14 protein-coding genes are annotated in these 16,536 nt (G+C 65.7%); 4 read left to right on the plus strand and 10 right to left on the minus strand.

Going from position 1 to position 16,536, the window contains the following annotated elements; all coding sequences use genetic code 11:
* Positions 1 to 89: 89 nt before the first annotated feature.
* A complete protein-coding gene (locus H1B27_RS19685; protein ID WP_197967184.1) occupies positions 90 to 545 on the minus strand; it encodes a MarR family winged helix-turn-helix transcriptional regulator in 456 nt (151 codons plus the stop codon).
* A 75-nt stretch (positions 546 to 620) separates the two neighbouring features.
* Here H1B27_RS19685 and H1B27_RS19690 point away from each other — a divergent pair, with 75 nt between their 5' ends.
* Positions 621 to 1,397: an SDR family NAD(P)-dependent oxidoreductase gene (locus H1B27_RS19690; protein WP_197967185.1), complete on the plus strand. Its 777-nt coding sequence runs from the start codon at positions 621 to 623 to the stop codon at positions 1,395 to 1,397.
* A gap of 168 nt (positions 1,398 to 1,565) precedes the next feature.
* Here the strand turns inward: H1B27_RS19690 and mdlC are convergent, their stop codons facing one another.
* The 4 genes from mdlC to H1B27_RS19710 all read right to left on the minus strand — a co-directional run bounded on the left by mdlC (position 1,566) and on the right by H1B27_RS19710 (position 6,486).
* Positions 1,566 to 3,200, minus strand: a complete 1,635-nt coding sequence (gene mdlC, locus H1B27_RS19695) for a benzoylformate decarboxylase (protein WP_197967186.1) — start codon at positions 3,198 to 3,200, stop codon at positions 1,566 to 1,568.
* A gap of 139 nt (positions 3,201 to 3,339) precedes the next feature.
* On the minus strand, positions 3,340 to 4,191 hold the full coding sequence (locus H1B27_RS19700) for an HTD2 family dehydratase (RefSeq protein ID WP_197967187.1): 852 nt from the start codon (positions 4,189 to 4,191) through the stop codon (positions 3,340 to 3,342).
* Entirely contained in the window at positions 4,188 to 5,306 is a 1,119-nt protein-coding gene (locus H1B27_RS19705) for a CaiB/BaiF CoA transferase family protein (RefSeq protein ID WP_197967188.1), read from the minus strand. Before H1B27_RS19705 ends, H1B27_RS19700 begins: the two co-directional genes overlap by 4 nt.
* 10 nt (positions 5,307 to 5,316) lie before the next feature.
* A complete protein-coding gene (locus H1B27_RS19710; RefSeq protein WP_197967189.1) occupies positions 5,317 to 6,486 on the minus strand; it encodes an acyl-CoA dehydrogenase family protein in 1,170 nt (389 codons plus the stop codon).
* 124 nt (positions 6,487 to 6,610) lie between these two features.
* On the opposite strand from H1B27_RS19710, the gene H1B27_RS19715 reads away from it, so the two are divergent.
* Positions 6,611 to 7,531, plus strand: a complete 921-nt coding sequence (locus tag H1B27_RS19715) for a LysR substrate-binding domain-containing protein (RefSeq protein WP_061878967.1) — start codon at positions 6,611 to 6,613, stop codon at positions 7,529 to 7,531.
* Positions 7,532 to 7,812: 281 nt separating this feature from the next.
* Here H1B27_RS19715 and H1B27_RS19720 read toward each other — a convergent pair whose 3' ends face one another.
* Complete coding sequence (locus H1B27_RS19720) at positions 7,813 to 9,087, minus strand: cytochrome P450 (RefSeq protein WP_197967190.1); 1,275 nt, start codon at positions 9,085 to 9,087, stop codon at positions 7,813 to 7,815.
* A 182-nt stretch (positions 9,088 to 9,269) separates the two neighbouring features.
* Positions 9,270 to 10,535 (minus strand): cytochrome P450, encoded by a 1,266-nt coding sequence (locus H1B27_RS19725; RefSeq protein ID WP_197967191.1) that lies wholly within the window; start codon positions 10,533 to 10,535, stop codon positions 9,270 to 9,272.
* Between the two features lie 311 nt (positions 10,536 to 10,846).
* Between H1B27_RS19725 and H1B27_RS19730 the strand changes: the two genes are divergently transcribed.
* A complete protein-coding gene (locus tag H1B27_RS19730) occupies positions 10,847 to 11,992 on the plus strand; it encodes a YjgN family protein (protein WP_197488690.1) in 1,146 nt (381 codons plus the stop codon).
* Between the two features lie 3 nt (positions 11,993 to 11,995).
* Positions 11,996 to 13,105, plus strand: coding sequence for a M48 family metallopeptidase (locus H1B27_RS19735; RefSeq protein WP_197967192.1), 1,110 nt, complete (start codon positions 11,996 to 11,998; stop codon positions 13,103 to 13,105).
* Between the two features lie 111 nt (positions 13,106 to 13,216).
* On the opposite strand, the gene upp is transcribed toward H1B27_RS19735, so the two are convergent.
* From upp to H1B27_RS19750, 3 genes are all read right to left on the minus strand, one after another.
* Positions 13,217 to 13,846: a uracil phosphoribosyltransferase gene (gene upp / locus H1B27_RS19740; protein WP_061878972.1), complete on the minus strand. Its 630-nt coding sequence runs from the start codon at positions 13,844 to 13,846 to the stop codon at positions 13,217 to 13,219.
* 162 nt (positions 13,847 to 14,008) lie between these two features.
* Positions 14,009 to 15,247 (minus strand): URC4/urg3 family protein, encoded by a 1,239-nt coding sequence (locus H1B27_RS19745; RefSeq protein ID WP_197967193.1) that lies wholly within the window; start codon positions 15,245 to 15,247, stop codon positions 14,009 to 14,011.
* A 7-nt stretch (positions 15,248 to 15,254) separates the two neighbouring features.
* Positions 15,255 to 16,511: a GTP cyclohydrolase II gene (locus H1B27_RS19750; protein ID WP_197967194.1), complete on the minus strand. Its 1,257-nt coding sequence runs from the start codon at positions 16,509 to 16,511 to the stop codon at positions 15,255 to 15,257.
* Positions 16,512 to 16,536 lie beyond the last annotated feature (25 nt).

Genomic DNA, 16,536 nt, shown 5'->3' on the forward strand with positions numbered 1-16,536 from the left:
CTAGTTGCCGTTGCCGCGGTACTGACGCCCCACTTCCTCGATAGATCACGCGGTATGGGTCCCTGCGTTCGCAGGGACGACACCGGTGACTAGGCTGCAGCCTCATGCTCCTCCCGGCTCGCCCTCAGCGCCCGCGCATAGACCATCATGCCCTCGCGCACGATGCGCTGCTCGGCCGGCGTCAACGCCGCCAGCGCACCACGCACCTGCCGCCGCCCGAATGCATGCAGCGCTTCCAGCGTGCGGCGGCCCTTCGCCGTCAGCGACAACAGCTTGCTGCGTGCATCAAGCTCGTCCGGCGTCTCCCTGACCTCGCCGCAGTCGATCAGCTTGCGCACCAGGCGGCTGACGCTCGATTTCTCCAGACGCAGGAAATCACCGAGCTCGCCTGATGTCATCGGGCCGCGGATGCCGATTTCCAGGATGGTGTGGACCGCCGAGGGCGGATAGTCCGATGCCGCCACCGTCGCGTCCATGAAGCCGAGCTCGCGCACCATCAGGCGCGACGCGGCGCGGATGTCGTCGATCAGCGAAAGCTCGGCCATCTTGACTCCCGGCATATAGTTGTATCATACAACTAAATGGGCGCAACGCCGCGCGCAAGCGTTTTGGAGTGGACGATGAGCGGAACTTTGCCAACCGGGATGCGGATGAGGGGCAAGGTCTGCCTCGTCACGGGCGGCGGCAGCGGCATCGGCCGCGCCACGGCGATGAGGATGGCGTCCGAAGGCGCCGAAGCGATTTTCGTCGCCGGCCGGCGCGAAGCCGAGATCGACGCCGCCGCCTCGGCGTGCCGTGAGCTCGGTGCGGAGGCCGTGCCGGTCAAGACCGATATCACTGAGGAGGACGACGTCGCGCGCATGGTGCGCGCGGCGGTCGAGCGCTGCGGCCGGCTCGACGTTGCCTTCAACAATGCCGGATTCCAGGAGCGCCGCGCGCCGCTGGAGGAGCAGGGCACGGAGATCTACGATAACGTGTTCAATACCAATGTCCGCGCGCTGTTCCTGTGCCTGCGCCACCAACTGCCGGCAATGCTGGCGCAGGGGCGCGGCAGCATCGTCGTCAACGCCTCCGTCAGCGGCGTGCGCAATCCCAATCCCGGCTTCTCGCTTTATTCGGCCTCGAAAGCCGCCGCGATCTCGCTGACGCGCTCGGCCGCGATGGAGAACGCGCCTCGCGGTATCCGCATCAACGCCATCGCCCCCGGCCGCGTCGTCACCGACATGATGCTGCGTGCCGGCGTCGGCGATGTCGCAACCGTCAGCGCCGGCCTGCCGCTGCGGCGGATGGGAAGCCCAGAAGAAGTGGCGGAAGCCGTGGTGTGGCTGTCGTCCGACGCGTCATCCTATGTCGTCGGGCATGTGCTGGCGGCGGACGGCGGATTTCTGGCGTCGTGATGTCGAGGTGGCGCGACAAATTCAGTGTCGTCCCTGCGAACGTAGGGACCCATATCCCCAGGGAGAAGTTTGGCGAAGACTGGTAGTGTTTCTGCCCGCGGTACTGACACCTGCGCTTGACTGACAGATCACGCGGTATGGATCCCTGCGTTCGCAGGGACGACATCCTCAATGCTTCTGCCCGTACAACACCGGCACCGCTGAATCGACGATGACCTCGACGAGGCTCGTGCCTGCATAGGCCATCCCGCGTTTCAGCGCTTCGCCCAGCTCCGCCGCCTTGGTCACCCGCACCGCATGGCAGCCCATGCCTTCGGCGAGTTGCACGAAATCGATTCCCGGCAGCTCCAGCCCGGGCACGTTGCGCACCTGCATCACCTGGCTGAACGAGCGCATCGCGCCGTAGCCGGAATTGTTGATGACGACGACGGTGAGCGGCAGCTTGCGCTGCGCCGCGGTCCACAGCGCCTGGATCGAATACATCGCCGAGCCGTCGCCGATCAGGCAGACGGTGCGGCTGCTCGGCTTGCCGAGCGCCATGCCGACGGCGGCGGGCAGGGAGTAGCCGAGACCGCCGCTCGACATGGTGTAGAAGCTGTCCTGGCCGCGCATCGGCATGAACTTCTGCATCGCCGGCCGGTGCGAGGGCACTTCCTCGACCAGTGACGCCCCGTCCGGCATCGCTTGCGACAGCGAGTGCAGCAGGAATTCGACCGGCAACGGATCGGCGGCTTGCGGTGCCGGCGGCAGCGTCCGGCCCTTCGGCGCCGCGCGCTTGCTCTCCGGCAGCAACTCGAGCAGCATGGCGAGCGCCGGCTTCATCGTCGCGATGATGCTGGTGCCGACCGGCGTCACCGCGGCGGCATCCGGATCATCGGTGATCTGAAAAATGGTCGCCGCGCCATCGAAGATCGCGGCATGGCCCTCGACATGGAACGTGAACACGGGCGCGCCGACGACCACGACGAGATCGTGCGCGCGTAGCGCATCGGAGAGCTGCGCGGGCGAAGCATGCAGGAAGCCCGCGAATTGCGGATGCCGCTCGGGGAACGAGCAGCGCGCAGAGAACGGGCTCACCCAGACGCTGGCTTTCGCTTTCTCGGCGACGCGCATCATCAGGTCGACCGCGCCGGCGCGGTCGACGCCGGGGCCGACGACGAGGGCGGGGTGTTTTGCGGAGCCGAGTGCGGCAACCAGCGCCTTCATCGCGTCAGCCTCCGGACCGATCTCCCGGCTGACCTTGCGCGCTTCGATCGGAGCAGCCGCATGCGCCCAGTCGTCTATCGGGATCGACACGAAGGCCGGCCCGCATGGCGGCTGCATCGCGGTGTAATAGGCCCGCGCGATCGCGGCCGGCACGTCCTCGGGCCGGGCCGGCTCGACGCTGTATTTGACGTAAGGCCGCGGGAATTCCGAGGCGCGCTCGGCATAGAGGAACGCCTGCAAGGGCAGGATCGATCGCGCCTGCTGGCCCGCGGTGATCACCAGCGGCGTCTGGTTGCGATGCGCGGTATAGATGTTGCCGAGCGCGTTGCCGACGCCGGCCGCCGAATGCAGGTTGACGAAGCCGGCATTGCGCGTCGCCTGCGCATAGCCGTCGGCCATGCCGACCGCGGACGCCTCCTGCAGCGCCAGCACATAGTCGATATCGTCAGGCCAGTCGCTAAGGAACGGCAGTTCGGTCGAGCCGGGGTTGCCGAACACTTTTGTGATGCCGAAGGCCCGCAGCAGGTCGAGCGTTGCCTGCTTCACGGTGACGGACTTGCTGCCGCTCTTGCCAAAGCTCTTGCCGTTCTTGGCCATGGTTTCCGTCCCTGTTGCTTCTCGCCGCTATCAGCCCCACTCGTCATTGCGAGCGAAGCGAAGCAATCCAGACTGCCTCAAAGGTGACAGTCTGGATTGCTTCGTCGCAAGAGCTCCTCGCAATGACGGGGAGAGACTGTCACCACACCGCCATGCCCTTCATCGTCGGCTGTCCCTCCGCGTTCGCGGTCCACAGCTCCATGCCCGCCTCGATCTCATTGGCATTGACCGAGAACTCGCTGCCCTCGAACAGCGGCTGCAGGCCGCGATAGGTAAACTTCTTCGGCGCCTTGCCGCCGCGAAGCTTGGCCGCCATTTCGACGATCAGCGCCGCCTGCAGTGGTCCGTGGAAGATCAGGCCCGGATAACCCTCGACCTTGGTGACGTAGTCACGGTCGTAATGGATGCGGTGGCCGTTGAATGTCAGCGCGGAGTAGCGAAACAGCAGCACGGGATCGGACACATGCGTCTCGCGGTGCTGCGCCTTCGGCGGCGGAGGCGGCGCCTTGCCGCCAGCCGGCGTGCTGCCGGTCATCTCGCGGTAGACGATGTCCTGCCGCTCGCGGATCGCCGTGCCCCTCGGCGAGGAGATGCTGTGCTCGACCGAGACGAAGCACAGCGTGCCGGTCGAGCCTGACTTGACCTGCACATCGGCGATGCGCGAGGTCCGCGTCGATTCATCGCCAACCTGCAGCGGCTGCAGGAATTCGATCTCGCCGCCGGCCCACATCCGGCGCGGCAGCGGCACCGGCGGCAGGAAGCCGCCACGGGTCGGGTGACCGTCGGGGCCGAGCATCGACATCGGAAACACCGGCTGCGCCAGGCACCAATGCACCGTGAACGGCGCGGCGTCGCCTTTCTTGGGTTCGCCGACCTCCTGGAACAGCGTTGCACGCAAGCCCATCACGAGCTGCGCGGTGACGATGTCGGTGGCATCCTGGCTGCGGCCGATCCATTGCCGCAAATGATCGATGTCGAGCTTCTCGGTCATGACGCCTCGCTCTGTGACTTCTTCTGCAGCTTTTCGCCGATCGCCGGCACGGCACCATAGCTGCGGGTCTCGCCGACGATGATCGGCGCCGGCGCGGGATAGCTGACGCGGCCGTTCGGCGTGTCGACCTCGATGCGGCGCAGATGCGGATGGTTGGCGAGGTCGGCCATGGTGTTGACCTCGGCAAACGCAATGTCGGCATCCGACAGCCGCTTCAGCAGCTCATCGCGCGTCATCCTGCCGAAGGCATCCGCCACCGTCTGGTCGGTGAAGTCGCGGTTGCGCACGCGCTCGACCATGTTGGCAACGCGCGGATCGGCCGGCAGGTCCGGCTGATCCAGCACCTTCGCGCACAGCGTCTTCCACTCGCGCTCGCTCTGGATCGAGATCAGGATGTCCTTGCCGTCCTTCGAGGTGAACACGCCGTAAGGAGCGATCGAGGGATGGCGCAGGCCCATGCGCTTGGGCGGGTTGCCGGCTTCGGCATTGAGCAACGGCACGGTGCACCAGTCCGCCATCACGTCGAACATGGAGATGCGGATATCGGCGCCCTTGCCGGTGCGCCCACGCGCGATCAGCGCCTCCAGGATCGCCGCATGGGCGGTGGCGCCGGTCGCGACGTCGACGATCGACATGCCGACGCGCGAGGCGCCGTCGGGATTGCCCGTGATCGAAGCGAGCCCGCTCTCGGCCTGGATCAGCAGATCGTAGGCCTTGCGGTGCGCGTAGGGACCCTCGTCGCCATAGCCGGTGATCGTGCACGAGATCAGCTTCGGATAGTCCTTCAACAGCCGCTCGCGCGAGAAGCCGAGCTTGTCCATCGAGCCGGGCTTGAGGTTCTGGATCAGCACGTCGGCGCCGGCGATCAGCTTCTCCAGCTCGTCGCGGCCTTCCCTTGTCGTGAGGTCAACCACCGCGGATTGCTTGCCGCGGTTGAGCCAGACGAAATAGCTGCTCTGGCCCTTGGCCGCCGCGTCATAGCCGCGGGCGAAATCGCCCTCGGGCCGCTCGATCTTGATCACCTCCGCGCCGGCATCGGCCAGGCGCGAGGAGCAGAACGGCGCCGCGACCGCCTGCTCGACCGCAATCACCCTGATCCCGTCCAATGCTCCCATGGCCGCAACCTCAGTACGAGCGCGGCATGCCGAGCACGTGCTCGGCGACGAAGGACAGGACGAGGTTGGTCGAGATCGGCGCCACCTGGTAGAGCCGCGTCTCGCGGAACTTGCGCTCGACGTCGTATTCCTCGGCAAAGCCGAAGCCGCCATGGGTCTGGATGCAGGCATTCGCCGCTTCCCAGGACGCATCCGCCGCCAGCATCTTGGCCATGTTGGCCTCGGCGCCGCAGTCGAGCCCGGCCTCGTATTTGCGCGTGGCTTCCTTCACCATCAGCTCGGCCGCCCGCATCGAGGCGTAGGCCTTGGCGATCGGGAACTGAATGCCCTGGTTCTGGCCGATCGGCCGGCCGAAAACGCTGCGCTCCTTGGCGTAGTTCGTGGCCTTGGCGATGAACCATTTGGCGTCGCCGACGCATTCGGCCGCGATCAGGATGCGCTCGGCATTCATGCCGGAGAGGATGTAGCGAAAGCCCTTGCCTTCCTCGCCGATCAGGTTCTCCGCCGGCACCCTCATGTCGGTGAAGAACACTTCCGTGGTGGCGTGGTTCATCATGGTGCGGATCGGGCGGATCTCGAGACCGTTGTTCTTGGCCTCGCGCATGTCGACGATGAACACGGAGAGACCATCGGTGCGCTTCTTGACCTGATCCTTCGGCGTGGTGCGCGCCAGTAGCACCATCAGATCGGAATGCTCGGCGCGGCTAGTCCAGATCTTCTGGCCGTTGACGATATAGCTGTCGTTGCCGTCCTTGCGCGCGAAGGTCTTCAGCGAGGAGGTGTCGGTGCCACTGGTCGGCTCGGTGACGCCGAAGGCCTGCAGGCGCAGCTCGCCGCTCGCGATCTTCGGCAGGTATTTCGCCTTCTGGTCGGCATTGCCGTGCCTGAGCACCGTGCCCATCGTGTACATCTGGGCATGGCAGCCGCCGCCATTGCAGCCCGCGCGCTGGATCTCTTCCAGGATCGCGGCCGCAGCCGACAGCTTCAGCCCCGCGCCGCCGTATTCCTCGGGGATCAGCACCGAGAGATAACCGGCCTCGGTCAGCGCATCGACGAACGCCTTGGGATAGGCCATCTCGCGATCGAGCTTGCGCCAGTATTCGCCGGGAAACTGCGCACACAGCTTGGCGACGGCCTCGCGAATGTCGGCGTGATCTTCGGTGTGGTGTTCTTGACTCATGGCGTTTCCATTCTCAGCGGCAGTTAAGATAACGCCGGCCAATCCCCTGGCGTTGTGAAAACAACGCCAGCCCCCTATGCTCATTTGCTATAGCGTATGGAGTAGCCTTCCAGGATTGGCAAGCATGGATTTCCGGCAGCTCAGGACCTTCAGTTGCGTGGCGGAGCTCGGCAGCCTCTCCAAGGCGTCCGACACGCTGCGCGTGGCGCAGCCGGCGCTCTCCAGGCAGATCAAGCTGCTGGAACACGAGCTGCGCACCGATCTGTTCACCCGCAACGGCCGCGGCATGGTGCTGACCGAGGCCGGGCGGCTTCTGCTCGCTCGCACCTCCGGCATCGTGCGGCAGATCGACCAGATCCGGGACGACATCCAGTCGGCCAAGGGGCCGCCCTCGGGCCAGGTGGTGCTTGGTCTCGTTCCCACCGTGAGCTGCGTGCTGTCGGCGCGCTTTGCACGGCGCTGCGTCGAAAAATTTCCCGGCATCTCGCTGCGCATCGTCGAGAGCTACAGCGGCCATCTGGTCGAATGGCTGCATCGCGGCGAGATGGACCTCGCCATCCTCTACGGCCGCTCGGCCGATCTGCATCTCAATGTCCAGAGCCTGGGACGCGACAACATCGTCGCGGTCGGCCCGCGCGGCTGTGGGCTGGCCCGCAGGAAGAGCGTCGACGTCGGCTGGCTGCTGCGCCAGCGCCTGGTGCTGCCCTCTCATTCCCACGGTCTCCGCGCGCTGATCGAGCATGCGGCGGCCCAGCGCAAGATCAAGCTCGACGTCCAGCTCGAGGCGGATTCCTTCCGCGTGCTGACGAGCCTGGTCGAGGAGGGCCTCGGCTTCGCACTGCTGCCGCCCTCGTCGGTCCATGGCGAGGTCGCGGACGGTCGGCTTGAAACCGCGCCTGTATCCAGGCCGATGACGCGCGAGCTCATCTTTGCCTCTCCGATCGACCGCCCGGCCTCGACGGCCTCGCTCGCCATCACCGCCCTCCTGCGCGAGGAAGTCGCCGCCTGCCGCAAGGAAGGCGTGTGGGACATCAAGTTGAGTTGAGCGCCGGTGCTTTCTTCGCCTCTCCCCGCAAGCGGGGCGAGGGAGCACACCGATGTCTCGGCTGTGGTTTAGGACACCAGGGCCCAGCTTTGCCTTCGCATCTGGCGCGAGCTGTCATGCCGGAATTTTATAGCTGGACCGGTCGCAGCGCTTGCCGCGGCCCTTGTGACACGCAGATGTGGCCTCGTCATTGCGAGCGCAGCGAAGCAATCCAGGAAACCCTCCGCGGCGGCAGTCTGGATTGCTTCGCTGCGCTCGCAATGACGGAGGATAGAGCGAGCCTATCCCGGAATCCTTACCGGCAGCGTCTCGTATCCCTTGATGAAGCTGGAATAGATCCGCTTCGGCTCGCCGACCACCTCAATGCGCTCGAACCGCTTCAGCATCTCCTCCCAGACGATCCGCAGCTGCAATTCGGCGAGGCGCATGCCGACGCAGCGGTGGATGCCGAAGCCGAAGGAGAGGTGGGTGCGCGGGCGCGGGCGGTCGATGATGAACTCGTTCGGCTTCTCGAACATCTCCTCGTCGCGGTTGCCCGAGACGTACCACATCACGACGCGGTCGCCCTTGCGGATCGGCTTGCCGCCGATCTCGGTGTCCTGCAATGCGGTGCGCCGCATATGCGCCAGCGGCGTCTGCCAGCGGATCACTTCCGGCACCATGGAATCGATCAGCTCCGGATTGGCGCGGAGCTTGTCATACTGCTCCGGGTTCTCGTTCAGTGCCAGCACCGAGCCGGTCATGGTGTTGCGCGTGGTGTCGTTGCCGCCGACGATGAGCAGGATGATGTTGCCCATGAGGTTGTCGGGGTCCATGTGGCGCGTGGCCTCGTTGTGCGCCATCAGCGACAGCAGGTCGTTGCGCGGCGCGGAGTTGACGCGCTCGTTCCACAGCTTCGACATGTAGGCGTAGCACTCGTCCATCTCGCGGCGGCGCTCCTCGGCGGAGGCGACGATGCCGCTCTTGGGCAGCGCGGTCGAGACGTCGGACCAGCGCGTCAGCTTGCGCCGCTCTTCCCAGGGGAAGTCGAACAGCGTCGCCAGCATCTGCGTCGTCAGCTCGATCGAGACGCGCTCGACGAAATTGAAGGTCTCGTTGCGCGGCAGATTGTCCAGCACGGTCTGCGAGCGCTGCCGGATCAATCTCGCCAGCTCGTCCAGATGCTGAGGGGTGAACATCGGCGAGACCGTCTTGCGCTGCGCCGAATGCTTCGGCTGGTCCATCGCGATGAAGCTTGGATAGTCGTAGCCTTCCGGCACGTCGCGGATCGAGATGCCGCCGAGCTTCGAATCCGAAGAGAAGATGCCGTGATTGGTGTCGACATGCATGATGTCGTCGTACTTCACCACCGACCAGTACGGCTCGATCGGCGCGTTGGTGCAGTAATGCACCGGCTCTTCCTTGCGCAGCCGCTCGAACCACGGCCACAGCGTGTCGTCCTGGAACAGCCGGGGCGCGCCGGGGTGGAATTGCGAAAGCGGCGTCGCATAGGCCTCCTCGCGCGCCCTGCGCATGCGTTCGGCCTTGTCCACTTTAACCGGCGCTTGGATGTTCATGGTGTTAGCTCCAGTTTGTCTCTGTTTTCGCCTCTCCCCGCTTGCGGGGAGAGGCCGGATTGCATCGAAGATGCAATCCGGGTGAGGGGGACTCTCCGCGAGTCCAATTCTCTCCGTCCCCGTGGAGACTCCCCCTCACCCCAACCCTCTCCCCGCAAGCGGGGAGAGGGGGAGTTCTTCGTTCACGCCGCAATCTTCACCGGCAACGTCTCGAGCCCCTTCACGAAGCTCGAATAGACTCGCCTGGGCTCGCCGACCACATCAATATGGTCGAATCGCCTAAGGATTTCCTCCCAAATAATCTTGAGCTGGAGTTCGGCGAGCCTGAGGCCGACGCAACGGTGGATGCCGAAGCCGAAGGAGAGGTGCGTGCGCGGGCGGGCGCGATCGATGATGAACTCGTAGGGCTTTTCGATCACCTCCTCGTCGCGGTTGCCCGAGACGTACCACATTACGACCTTGTCACCCTTCTTGATCTGCTTGCCGCGGAATTCGAAGTCGGAGAGCGCCGTGCGCCGCATATGCGCGAGCGGCGTCTGCCAGCGGATCACCTCGGGCACGAAGCTGTCGAGCAGATCAGGGTTCTCGCGCAGCTTGCGATACTGCTCCGGATGCTGGCTCAGCGCGTAGATCGAGCCCGACATGGTGTTGCGGGTGGTGTCGTTGCCGCCGACGATCAAAAGGATGAGATTGCCGAGGAAGTTCCTGGCGTCCATGTCGCGCGTGGCGGCACTGTGCGCCATCATCGACAACAGGTCGCTCTTCGGCGGCTGCTCGATGCGCTCCTTCCAGAGGCGGGAGAAATAGGCCGCGCATTCCGTCAGCTCGGCCATCCGTTCGTCCTCGGTGGCGACGAGGCCGTCGGGGCCGGGAATGGTGGTGGCGATGTCCGACCAGCGCGTCAGCTTGCGGCGGTCCTCCCAGGGGAAGTCGAACAGCACCGCCAGCATCTGCGTCGTCAGCTCGATCGAGACGCGGTCGACCCAGTCGAACACCTCGCCGCGGGGCAGGTTGTCCAGGCACTCGGCCGAGCGCTTGCGGATGTTGATCGCGAGATTGTCCAGATGCGTCGGCGTGAACATCGGCGCCACGGTCTTGCGCTGGGCCGCATGGCGCGGCGGGTCCATCGAGATGAAGCTCTCGCGGCGCAAATCCGGATCGATGTCGCGGATGGTGATGCCGCCGAGCGCGGAGGCCGAGGAGAACACGGCATGGTTGGTCTCGATCTCCATGATGTCGTTGTAGCGCGTTACCGACCAATACGGCCCGAACATCGAGTCCTTGCAGTAATGCACCGGATCGTCCCGGCGCAGGCGATCGAAATAGGGCCAGAACGTATCCGTCCTGAACAACTCCGGGTCGCCCGGATCGAACCGCTCCAGCGGCAGTGACGTGGCGCGCGCGCGAAGTGCGTCGAGCTTGGTCGCGCTCTCGATGGTCCCGTGCATGACCATTCTCCCTAACCTGAACCGCGCGTTCTCGTTGAATTCTGCGCTGCGGTATTTGATTTGCAATTACAGCCGGTTGTCTGCGTCGGGGCAAGGGAGAGTTTTGCCACATCCAACCTTCACGAGAGCGTCGGATGGCCGTCACGCCGCCACGCGAACGTGACCTCCCGCACGCCGCGCGGTGGAGAATCATGCAAGAACCCTATCGGAATCGAGGTAAATCGAACCGGTCCAGCTTGGGGATTGACTAACCTCTGATCTATAGTTTGACCGCAACAGATCCGCATCCCGAGGTTGCTGCCGTGAACGACATGCAATGGACCCCCGTTGGGTCCGAACCCTTACCGCCGCCGCTGCCGCCCACGCGAGTCGATTTCTCCGGCAACCGCTCCGAGTTCCGCAGAATGGTCACCAGGGGTGCCATGCTGGAGCTCGTCACCTTCGGTTTCTACCGGTTCTGGCTGGTCACCGACATTCGCCGCCATCTGTGGGCCAACACCGCGATCGACGGCGATGCGGCCGAATATACCGGGCGGGCCAAGGAGCTTTTGATCGGCTTCCTGGTCGCGCTCGCGATCCTGGTGCCGATCTATCTCGCCTACTTTCTGATCGGCATCGAGTTCGAACGCTGGCAGGGATTCGCCTCGTTGCCGCTGTTCATCGGCTTCTACGCCTTCGGTCAGTTCGCGATCTTTCGCGCGCGGCGCTACCGGCTGACGCGCACGGTCTGGCGCGGCGTGCGGTTCTGGATGGACGGCTCGGGTTGGGCCTATTCGCTCCGCGCCATGCTGTGGGGCTTGCTCGTGTTTCTGACGCTCGGCCTGGCGCTGCCGTGGCGCGCAGCTGCGCTCGAGCGCTACAAGATGCAGCACACCCATTATGGCGAGCTCTCCGGCGACTTCGAGGGCGACGGCTGGACCTTCTTCAAGCGCGGCTGGTGGCTGTGGCTGCTCAGCCCGGTCGCGCTCGTGATCTTCCCGCTGGCGCCGTTCCTCTACGCCGAATTCAAGGCCCGCGAATGGCGCTGGTGGCTCGACGGCATCCGCATCGGCGGCGTCAGCCTGTCCTCGGATCTGCCGCACGACGCCTTCTACGGCCTGTATTGGAAGGTGGTCGGCTGGTGGACGCTGCTCTCGGCCGCGTTCGGTGCTTACATGGTCGGCGGTACCTTGCTCGTCGTCCAGCTCACCGGCGTGCCGGTCGATCAGGTATTCGAGTCTGGCGACGGCGCGAACAGCATCCCGGTGGTGGCAATGATGGTGATCGGCTATTTCGCCGTAGCGCTGGCCATCAACATCGTCATGCGCGTCTATCTCCAGCGCGATCTCTGGGCGAAGGTGCTGGAGACGGTCGAGGTGCACGACATCGCGGCCGCGGCGAATGTGCAGGGGCGCGGCGAACTCGCCGGCGCGCTCGGCGAAGGGTTTGCCGATGGACTGGATGTTGCAGGATTCTGAACCGTGAGTGACGTGTCCAGCGGGGTCCCGGCGGGGTCCTCAAAGCCGACCATCTTCTTCGACGGCGTCTCGAGCCGCAGGCGTCAGGTGATGCTGAGGCTCGGTGATGCGCTCGAAATCGCCGAGGACGGCGAAGCACCCGTCCGCTGGGCCTATGCCGATATCCGCCGCGCCGACGGCCCGGCCGGCGTTTTGCGTCTGGCCTGCACGTCGGCCCCGCCCCTGGCGCGGCTCGAGATCCGCGACGCGGCAGTGGCTGCAGATGTGACCGCGCGCTGCCTGCATCTCGACGAGCACCAGACCACACGACGCGGCACTGCAAAGATCGTGGGCTGGTCGGTGGCTGCCGCCGTCTCCATCGTCTGCGTCGTCTTGTTCGGCGTGCCGCTTGCCGCCGATCGTCTCGCGCCGCTGGTGCCGAAGCCGGTCGAACGGCGTATCGGCGATGCCGCCGAAGTGCAGATGAAAACGATCTTCGGCCGCAGCGTCTGTGAAGACCCCGCTGGCAAGGCCGCGTTCACCAAGCTCGTCAACCGTCTGCGCGATGCGGCCGGCCTCGACGACACCATGACGGCGGGCGTGCTGCCGACCTCGGTGCCGAACGCCTTCGCGCTGCCTGGCGGCAAGGTGTTCGTGCTGAAGGGCCTGCTCGACAAGGCCGAAAGTCCCGACGAGCTCGCCGGCATCCTCGCCCACGAGCTCGGCCATCTCAAGCATTACGACAACATGCGCGGCCTGATCTACAACGGCGGCACCTCGTTCCTGATCGGCCTCTTGTTCGGCGACGTCACCGGCTCCTCGGCCGTGATCTTCGCTTCGCGCAGCCTGGTCGAGGCCTCCTATTCGCGCGAGGCCGAGACCGGCGCCGACACCTTCGCCATCGAGATCATGCACAAGCTCGGCCGCTCGCCAAAACCCGCGGCCGAATTGATGTTCCGCATCACCGGCAAGGAGGGCGGTTCCGGTCTCACCACGATCCTCGCCAGCCACCCGCTGACCGAGGACCGCCTCGCGCGCATGACAAAGGAGGATCGTCCCGCCAGCGGCCCGCCGCTGCTGACCGACAAGGAATGGCAGTCGCTGAAGCTGATCTGCGGCAGCGGGAAGGTGTGAGCAGGATGAGTGGTTAAAATTGGTGCGAGCCCAGCACGCAAATCACCTCTCCCCGCTGGGGAGAGGTGACTCACGGCCAGCCGACCGAACCTGACACCATCATGCTCCTGCCTACCGCGTCCCGTAAGCGCGGTCGCCGGCATCGCCGAGGCCCGGCACTATGAACCCGTTCTCGTCGAGACCTTCGTCCACCGCCGCGGTCCAGATCGGCACGTCCGGGTGGAATCCGCGCAGCCGTTCGAGGCCTTCCGGCGCGGCGATCAGGCAGGCGAGGCGGATGTCCCTGGCGCCGCGCTCCTTCAGCCGGTCGATGGCGGCGACCGCGGTGTTGGCGGTGGCGACCACCGGCGTCACCACGATCGCCAGACGCTCGCTGAGATCGGACGGCGATTTGAAGAAATACTCCACCGCGGCAAAGCTGTGCGGCTCGCGGTAGATCCCGATATGGGCAACGCGTGCGGTCGGCACCAGGTCCATCATGCCGTCGACGAAGGTGGTGCCGGCGCGCAGCATCGGCACGAACACGAGCTTCTTGCCGGCGATCTTGGCCGAGTGCATCGTCGCCAGCGGCGTCTCGATGACGGTATCAGTGAGCGGCAGGTCGCGCGTCACCTCGTAGCAGAGCAGCATGCCGATCTCCTTGATCAGCTCCCGAAACGATTTGGTCGAGATGGATTTGTCCCGCACCAGCGTCAGCTTGTGCTGCACCAGGGGATGATCGACGATCGTGACGCCTTCCATGATGGGATGCCTTTCTTCCTTCTCCCCTTGTGGGAGAAGGTGGCGCGAAGCGCCGGATGAGGGGTACTCTCCGCGAACTCCAGTGAGAGATGCTCCCGCGGAGAGAACCCCTCACCCGGCTCCGCTTTCGCGAAGCCACCCTCTCCCACAGGGGGAGAGGGTCTAGAAAACCGTACCGTCGCTGATCACCTTGAGCGGCGGTGAACCATCGGGACGGCGCGAAAAGGCAATCGTGCGGCCTGCGGCCCAGGTGCCGCCTTCGAGGATGCTGGCGAGCGGCAATGTCTCGGCCGTGCGGCCGAGCTTGGTGCGAACCAGGTCGGCCAGCCGATCGAGCAGCGCGACCGTCAGCGCGCGCCACTCCACGACGAGCAGCGAATCCACCGCATGCGCGCGTCCGGCGTCGGCGGCGTCGCACAGACGCAGCACCTCGTGATCGACGAACAGCCCGCCATTGCGATATTCGGCCAGCCCAGTCAGGCCGTCGATGTCGGTCACTTTGATGCCGGCGCGCTGGAGCGGCTCGATCAGCGAGTAGCTCAGCCATTGCGACAGCTTGTGCAGCGGCACGAGGCCCGCGGTCGCGTCATCGGCGTTGATCGCCGGATGACGCCAGCAATCGCCGAGCGGGATGCCGGCGAGTTCGAGCCGTGACGGCCAGATCGGTCCGAGCTGGTTCAGCACCGCCGACAGGATTGCGGGCGCGGCGATGGCACCGCCATCCGCCTGCGCCGCGATGTGATCGAACAGGCCGCCCGGCCGCGGCGTGTCGTGCAGGCCGAAGACGTCTGCGCGCTGGGCCACCAGGTTCCCCAGACGCTGCAGCAGATCGGTGCGCCCTTCGAGGCCGAGCAGCGGATTGGCGTCGCTCGCCTGAAAGGCGGATGTGAGTGCGGTGGGCGGCAGCATTGCGAGCACATCCGCATCGGCGCTGAATGGCGCACGCGCATCGCGTGAGAAGAGGCCGCCCGCGAACATGTCGAGGCTTGCGATCGCAAGCCCCTCGGAGCGGCCGATGCCTTGCCCCGTCACGGCGTCGCGATAGCGCCACGCGGCGCCCGCGCCGGCATCGAGCAGCACGCTGACGATGGCGAGGTCGAATTCCGCGCGCGCCCGCGCAGCGCGATCCGGCCAGGACGCAAGATCGGCAAGCCGTGCCCAACGGTCGACGCCGCCATGCACAAAATGCCGCCACCGCGCGTGGAAGGGGATATCCAGCGTCGGATAGGCTTTGCGCGTGACCGTAAGCACCGCCTCCGCGACCCCATCCATGCGGTCGAGATCGATCGTGAAATGTGAGAGCTTGCCGGCAAGGCCGAGCTCGAGCATCTGCCCGGCGCGCGCGCGCACCGCCTTTGCGGTGAGCAGCGAGCGTGCCTGCATTTCCAATGCGTCCGCCATCACGCGATCAGTATTTTTCCAGCGAGCGCCCGACCACGCCGTTCACGTCCTGCTCCGGCGCGATGTCGGTCGAGTAATAGCCGGCCGCCTTCTTCGCGGCGATCTCGACATAGGCGTCGGCCGGGATCAGCTCCGGCGGGATCGGCACGCGCTCGACGATGTCGATGCCCTGCGAGGTCAGCGCGTCGTGTTTCATGTCGCTCATCGACAGGAAGCGGTCGATGCGCTTGAGGCCGAGCCAGTGGATCGTATCCGGCATCAATTGCTGGAAGCGTGCATCCTGGACGCCGGCGACGCATTCGGTGCGCTCGAAGTAGGCGGCGGCCGCATCGCCGTCCTCCTGGCGCTTGCGGGCGTTGTAGACCAGGAATTTGGTGACCTCGCCGAGTGCGCGGCCCTCCTTCCGGTTATAGACGACGAGCCCGAGCCCGCCTTCCTGAGCGCCGCGCGCGGATTCCTCGATGCCGTGGATCAGATAGGGCCGGCAGGTGCATATGTCGGAGCCGAACACATCGGAGCCGTTGCACTCGTCATGGACGCGGCAGGTGATTTTCGTGCGATGGTCCGGCAGCTTGGTGACGTCGCCGAACAGATAGACCGTGGTGCCGCCGATCGGCGGCAGGAACACTTTCATGTCCGGCCGCGTCACCAGTTCCGGGAACATGCCGGCGGTCTGCTCGAACAGCGTGCGCCGCAATTCGGTCTCGCCGGTGCCGAAGCGCGCGGCAAGGCCCGGCAGATACCAGACCGGATCGATCGCGATCTTCACCACGGAGACGCTGCCATTGGCATGCACGACCTCGCCGTCGGCGCGCAGCCGCTTTGCGGCCAGCGCCTCGCGGATCTCCGGCAGGTCGAGCCGCGCCCGCGTCACCGCGATGCTCGGGCGGATATCGGCGCCTTCGGCAATCTCCTGGCGGAAGTTCTCGGCGACGAGATGCCCCCAGGGATCGAGCGCGACGATTTTTGTCGGATCGCGCCATTGCTCGAACGGCCCGATGGTCGCGGCGGGAAAGGTGTTGGTGAGATCGGGCCTGCGAATCGGATCGAGTGCGCCGGCGGAGACGGCGAGCGCGCGGTACATCGCGTAGGACCCGCCATGGCTGCCGATCACGTTGCGATCCCCGGCGCGCGACACCGTGCCGATGACCGGCCCGCGGGCGCGCGCGTCAGTGGCGCCCCAGTGGATCGGAAAGGCGGCCTTCCTGCCCGGCTCCGGATGGGAGGTCAGGCGGATGTGGTCGGTACGGTTGGCACGGCTCATGTCCAGGCTCCCAAAAAGCCAACGG

Origin of the sequence: Bradyrhizobium diversitatis, from assembly GCF_016031635.1 — a bacterium.
Taxonomy (GTDB): Bacteria; Pseudomonadota; Alphaproteobacteria; order Rhizobiales; family Xanthobacteraceae; genus Bradyrhizobium; species Bradyrhizobium diversitatis.

Excerpts from the sequence above, each read along its gene's own strand:
- H1B27_RS19685 (WP_197967184.1), bottom strand. The coding sequence starts at position 545 with ATGGCCGAGCTTTCGCTGATCGACGACATCCGCGCCGCGTCGCGCCTG.
- H1B27_RS19690 (WP_197967185.1), top strand. The coding sequence starts at position 621 with ATGAGCGGAACTTTGCCAACCGGGATGCGGATGAGGGGCAAGGTCTGC.
- mdlC (WP_197967186.1), bottom strand. The coding sequence starts at position 3,200 with ATGGCCAAGAACGGCAAGAGCTTTGGCAAGAGCGGCAGCAAGTCCGTC.
- H1B27_RS19700 (WP_197967187.1), bottom strand. The coding sequence starts at position 4,191 with ATGACCGAGAAGCTCGACATCGATCATTTGCGGCAATGGATCGGCCGC.
- H1B27_RS19705 (WP_197967188.1), bottom strand. The coding sequence starts at position 5,306 with ATGGGAGCATTGGACGGGATCAGGGTGATTGCGGTCGAGCAGGCGGTC.
- H1B27_RS19710 (WP_197967189.1), bottom strand. The coding sequence starts at position 6,486 with ATGAGTCAAGAACACCACACCGAAGATCACGCCGACATTCGCGAGGCC.
- H1B27_RS19715 (WP_061878967.1), top strand. The coding sequence starts at position 6,611 with ATGGATTTCCGGCAGCTCAGGACCTTCAGTTGCGTGGCGGAGCTCGGC.
- H1B27_RS19720 (WP_197967190.1), bottom strand. The coding sequence starts at position 9,087 with ATGAACATCCAAGCGCCGGTTAAAGTGGACAAGGCCGAACGCATGCGC.
- H1B27_RS19725 (WP_197967191.1), bottom strand. The coding sequence starts at position 10,535 with ATGCACGGGACCATCGAGAGCGCGACCAAGCTCGACGCACTTCGCGCG.
- H1B27_RS19730 (WP_197488690.1), top strand. The coding sequence starts at position 10,847 with ATGCAATGGACCCCCGTTGGGTCCGAACCCTTACCGCCGCCGCTGCCG.
- upp (WP_061878972.1), bottom strand. The coding sequence starts at position 13,846 with ATGGAAGGCGTCACGATCGTCGATCATCCCCTGGTGCAGCACAAGCTG.
- H1B27_RS19745 (WP_197967193.1), bottom strand. The coding sequence starts at position 15,247 with ATGGCGGACGCATTGGAAATGCAGGCACGCTCGCTGCTCACCGCAAAG.
- H1B27_RS19750 (WP_197967194.1), bottom strand. The coding sequence starts at position 16,511 with ATGAGCCGTGCCAACCGTACCGACCACATCCGCCTGACCTCCCATCCG.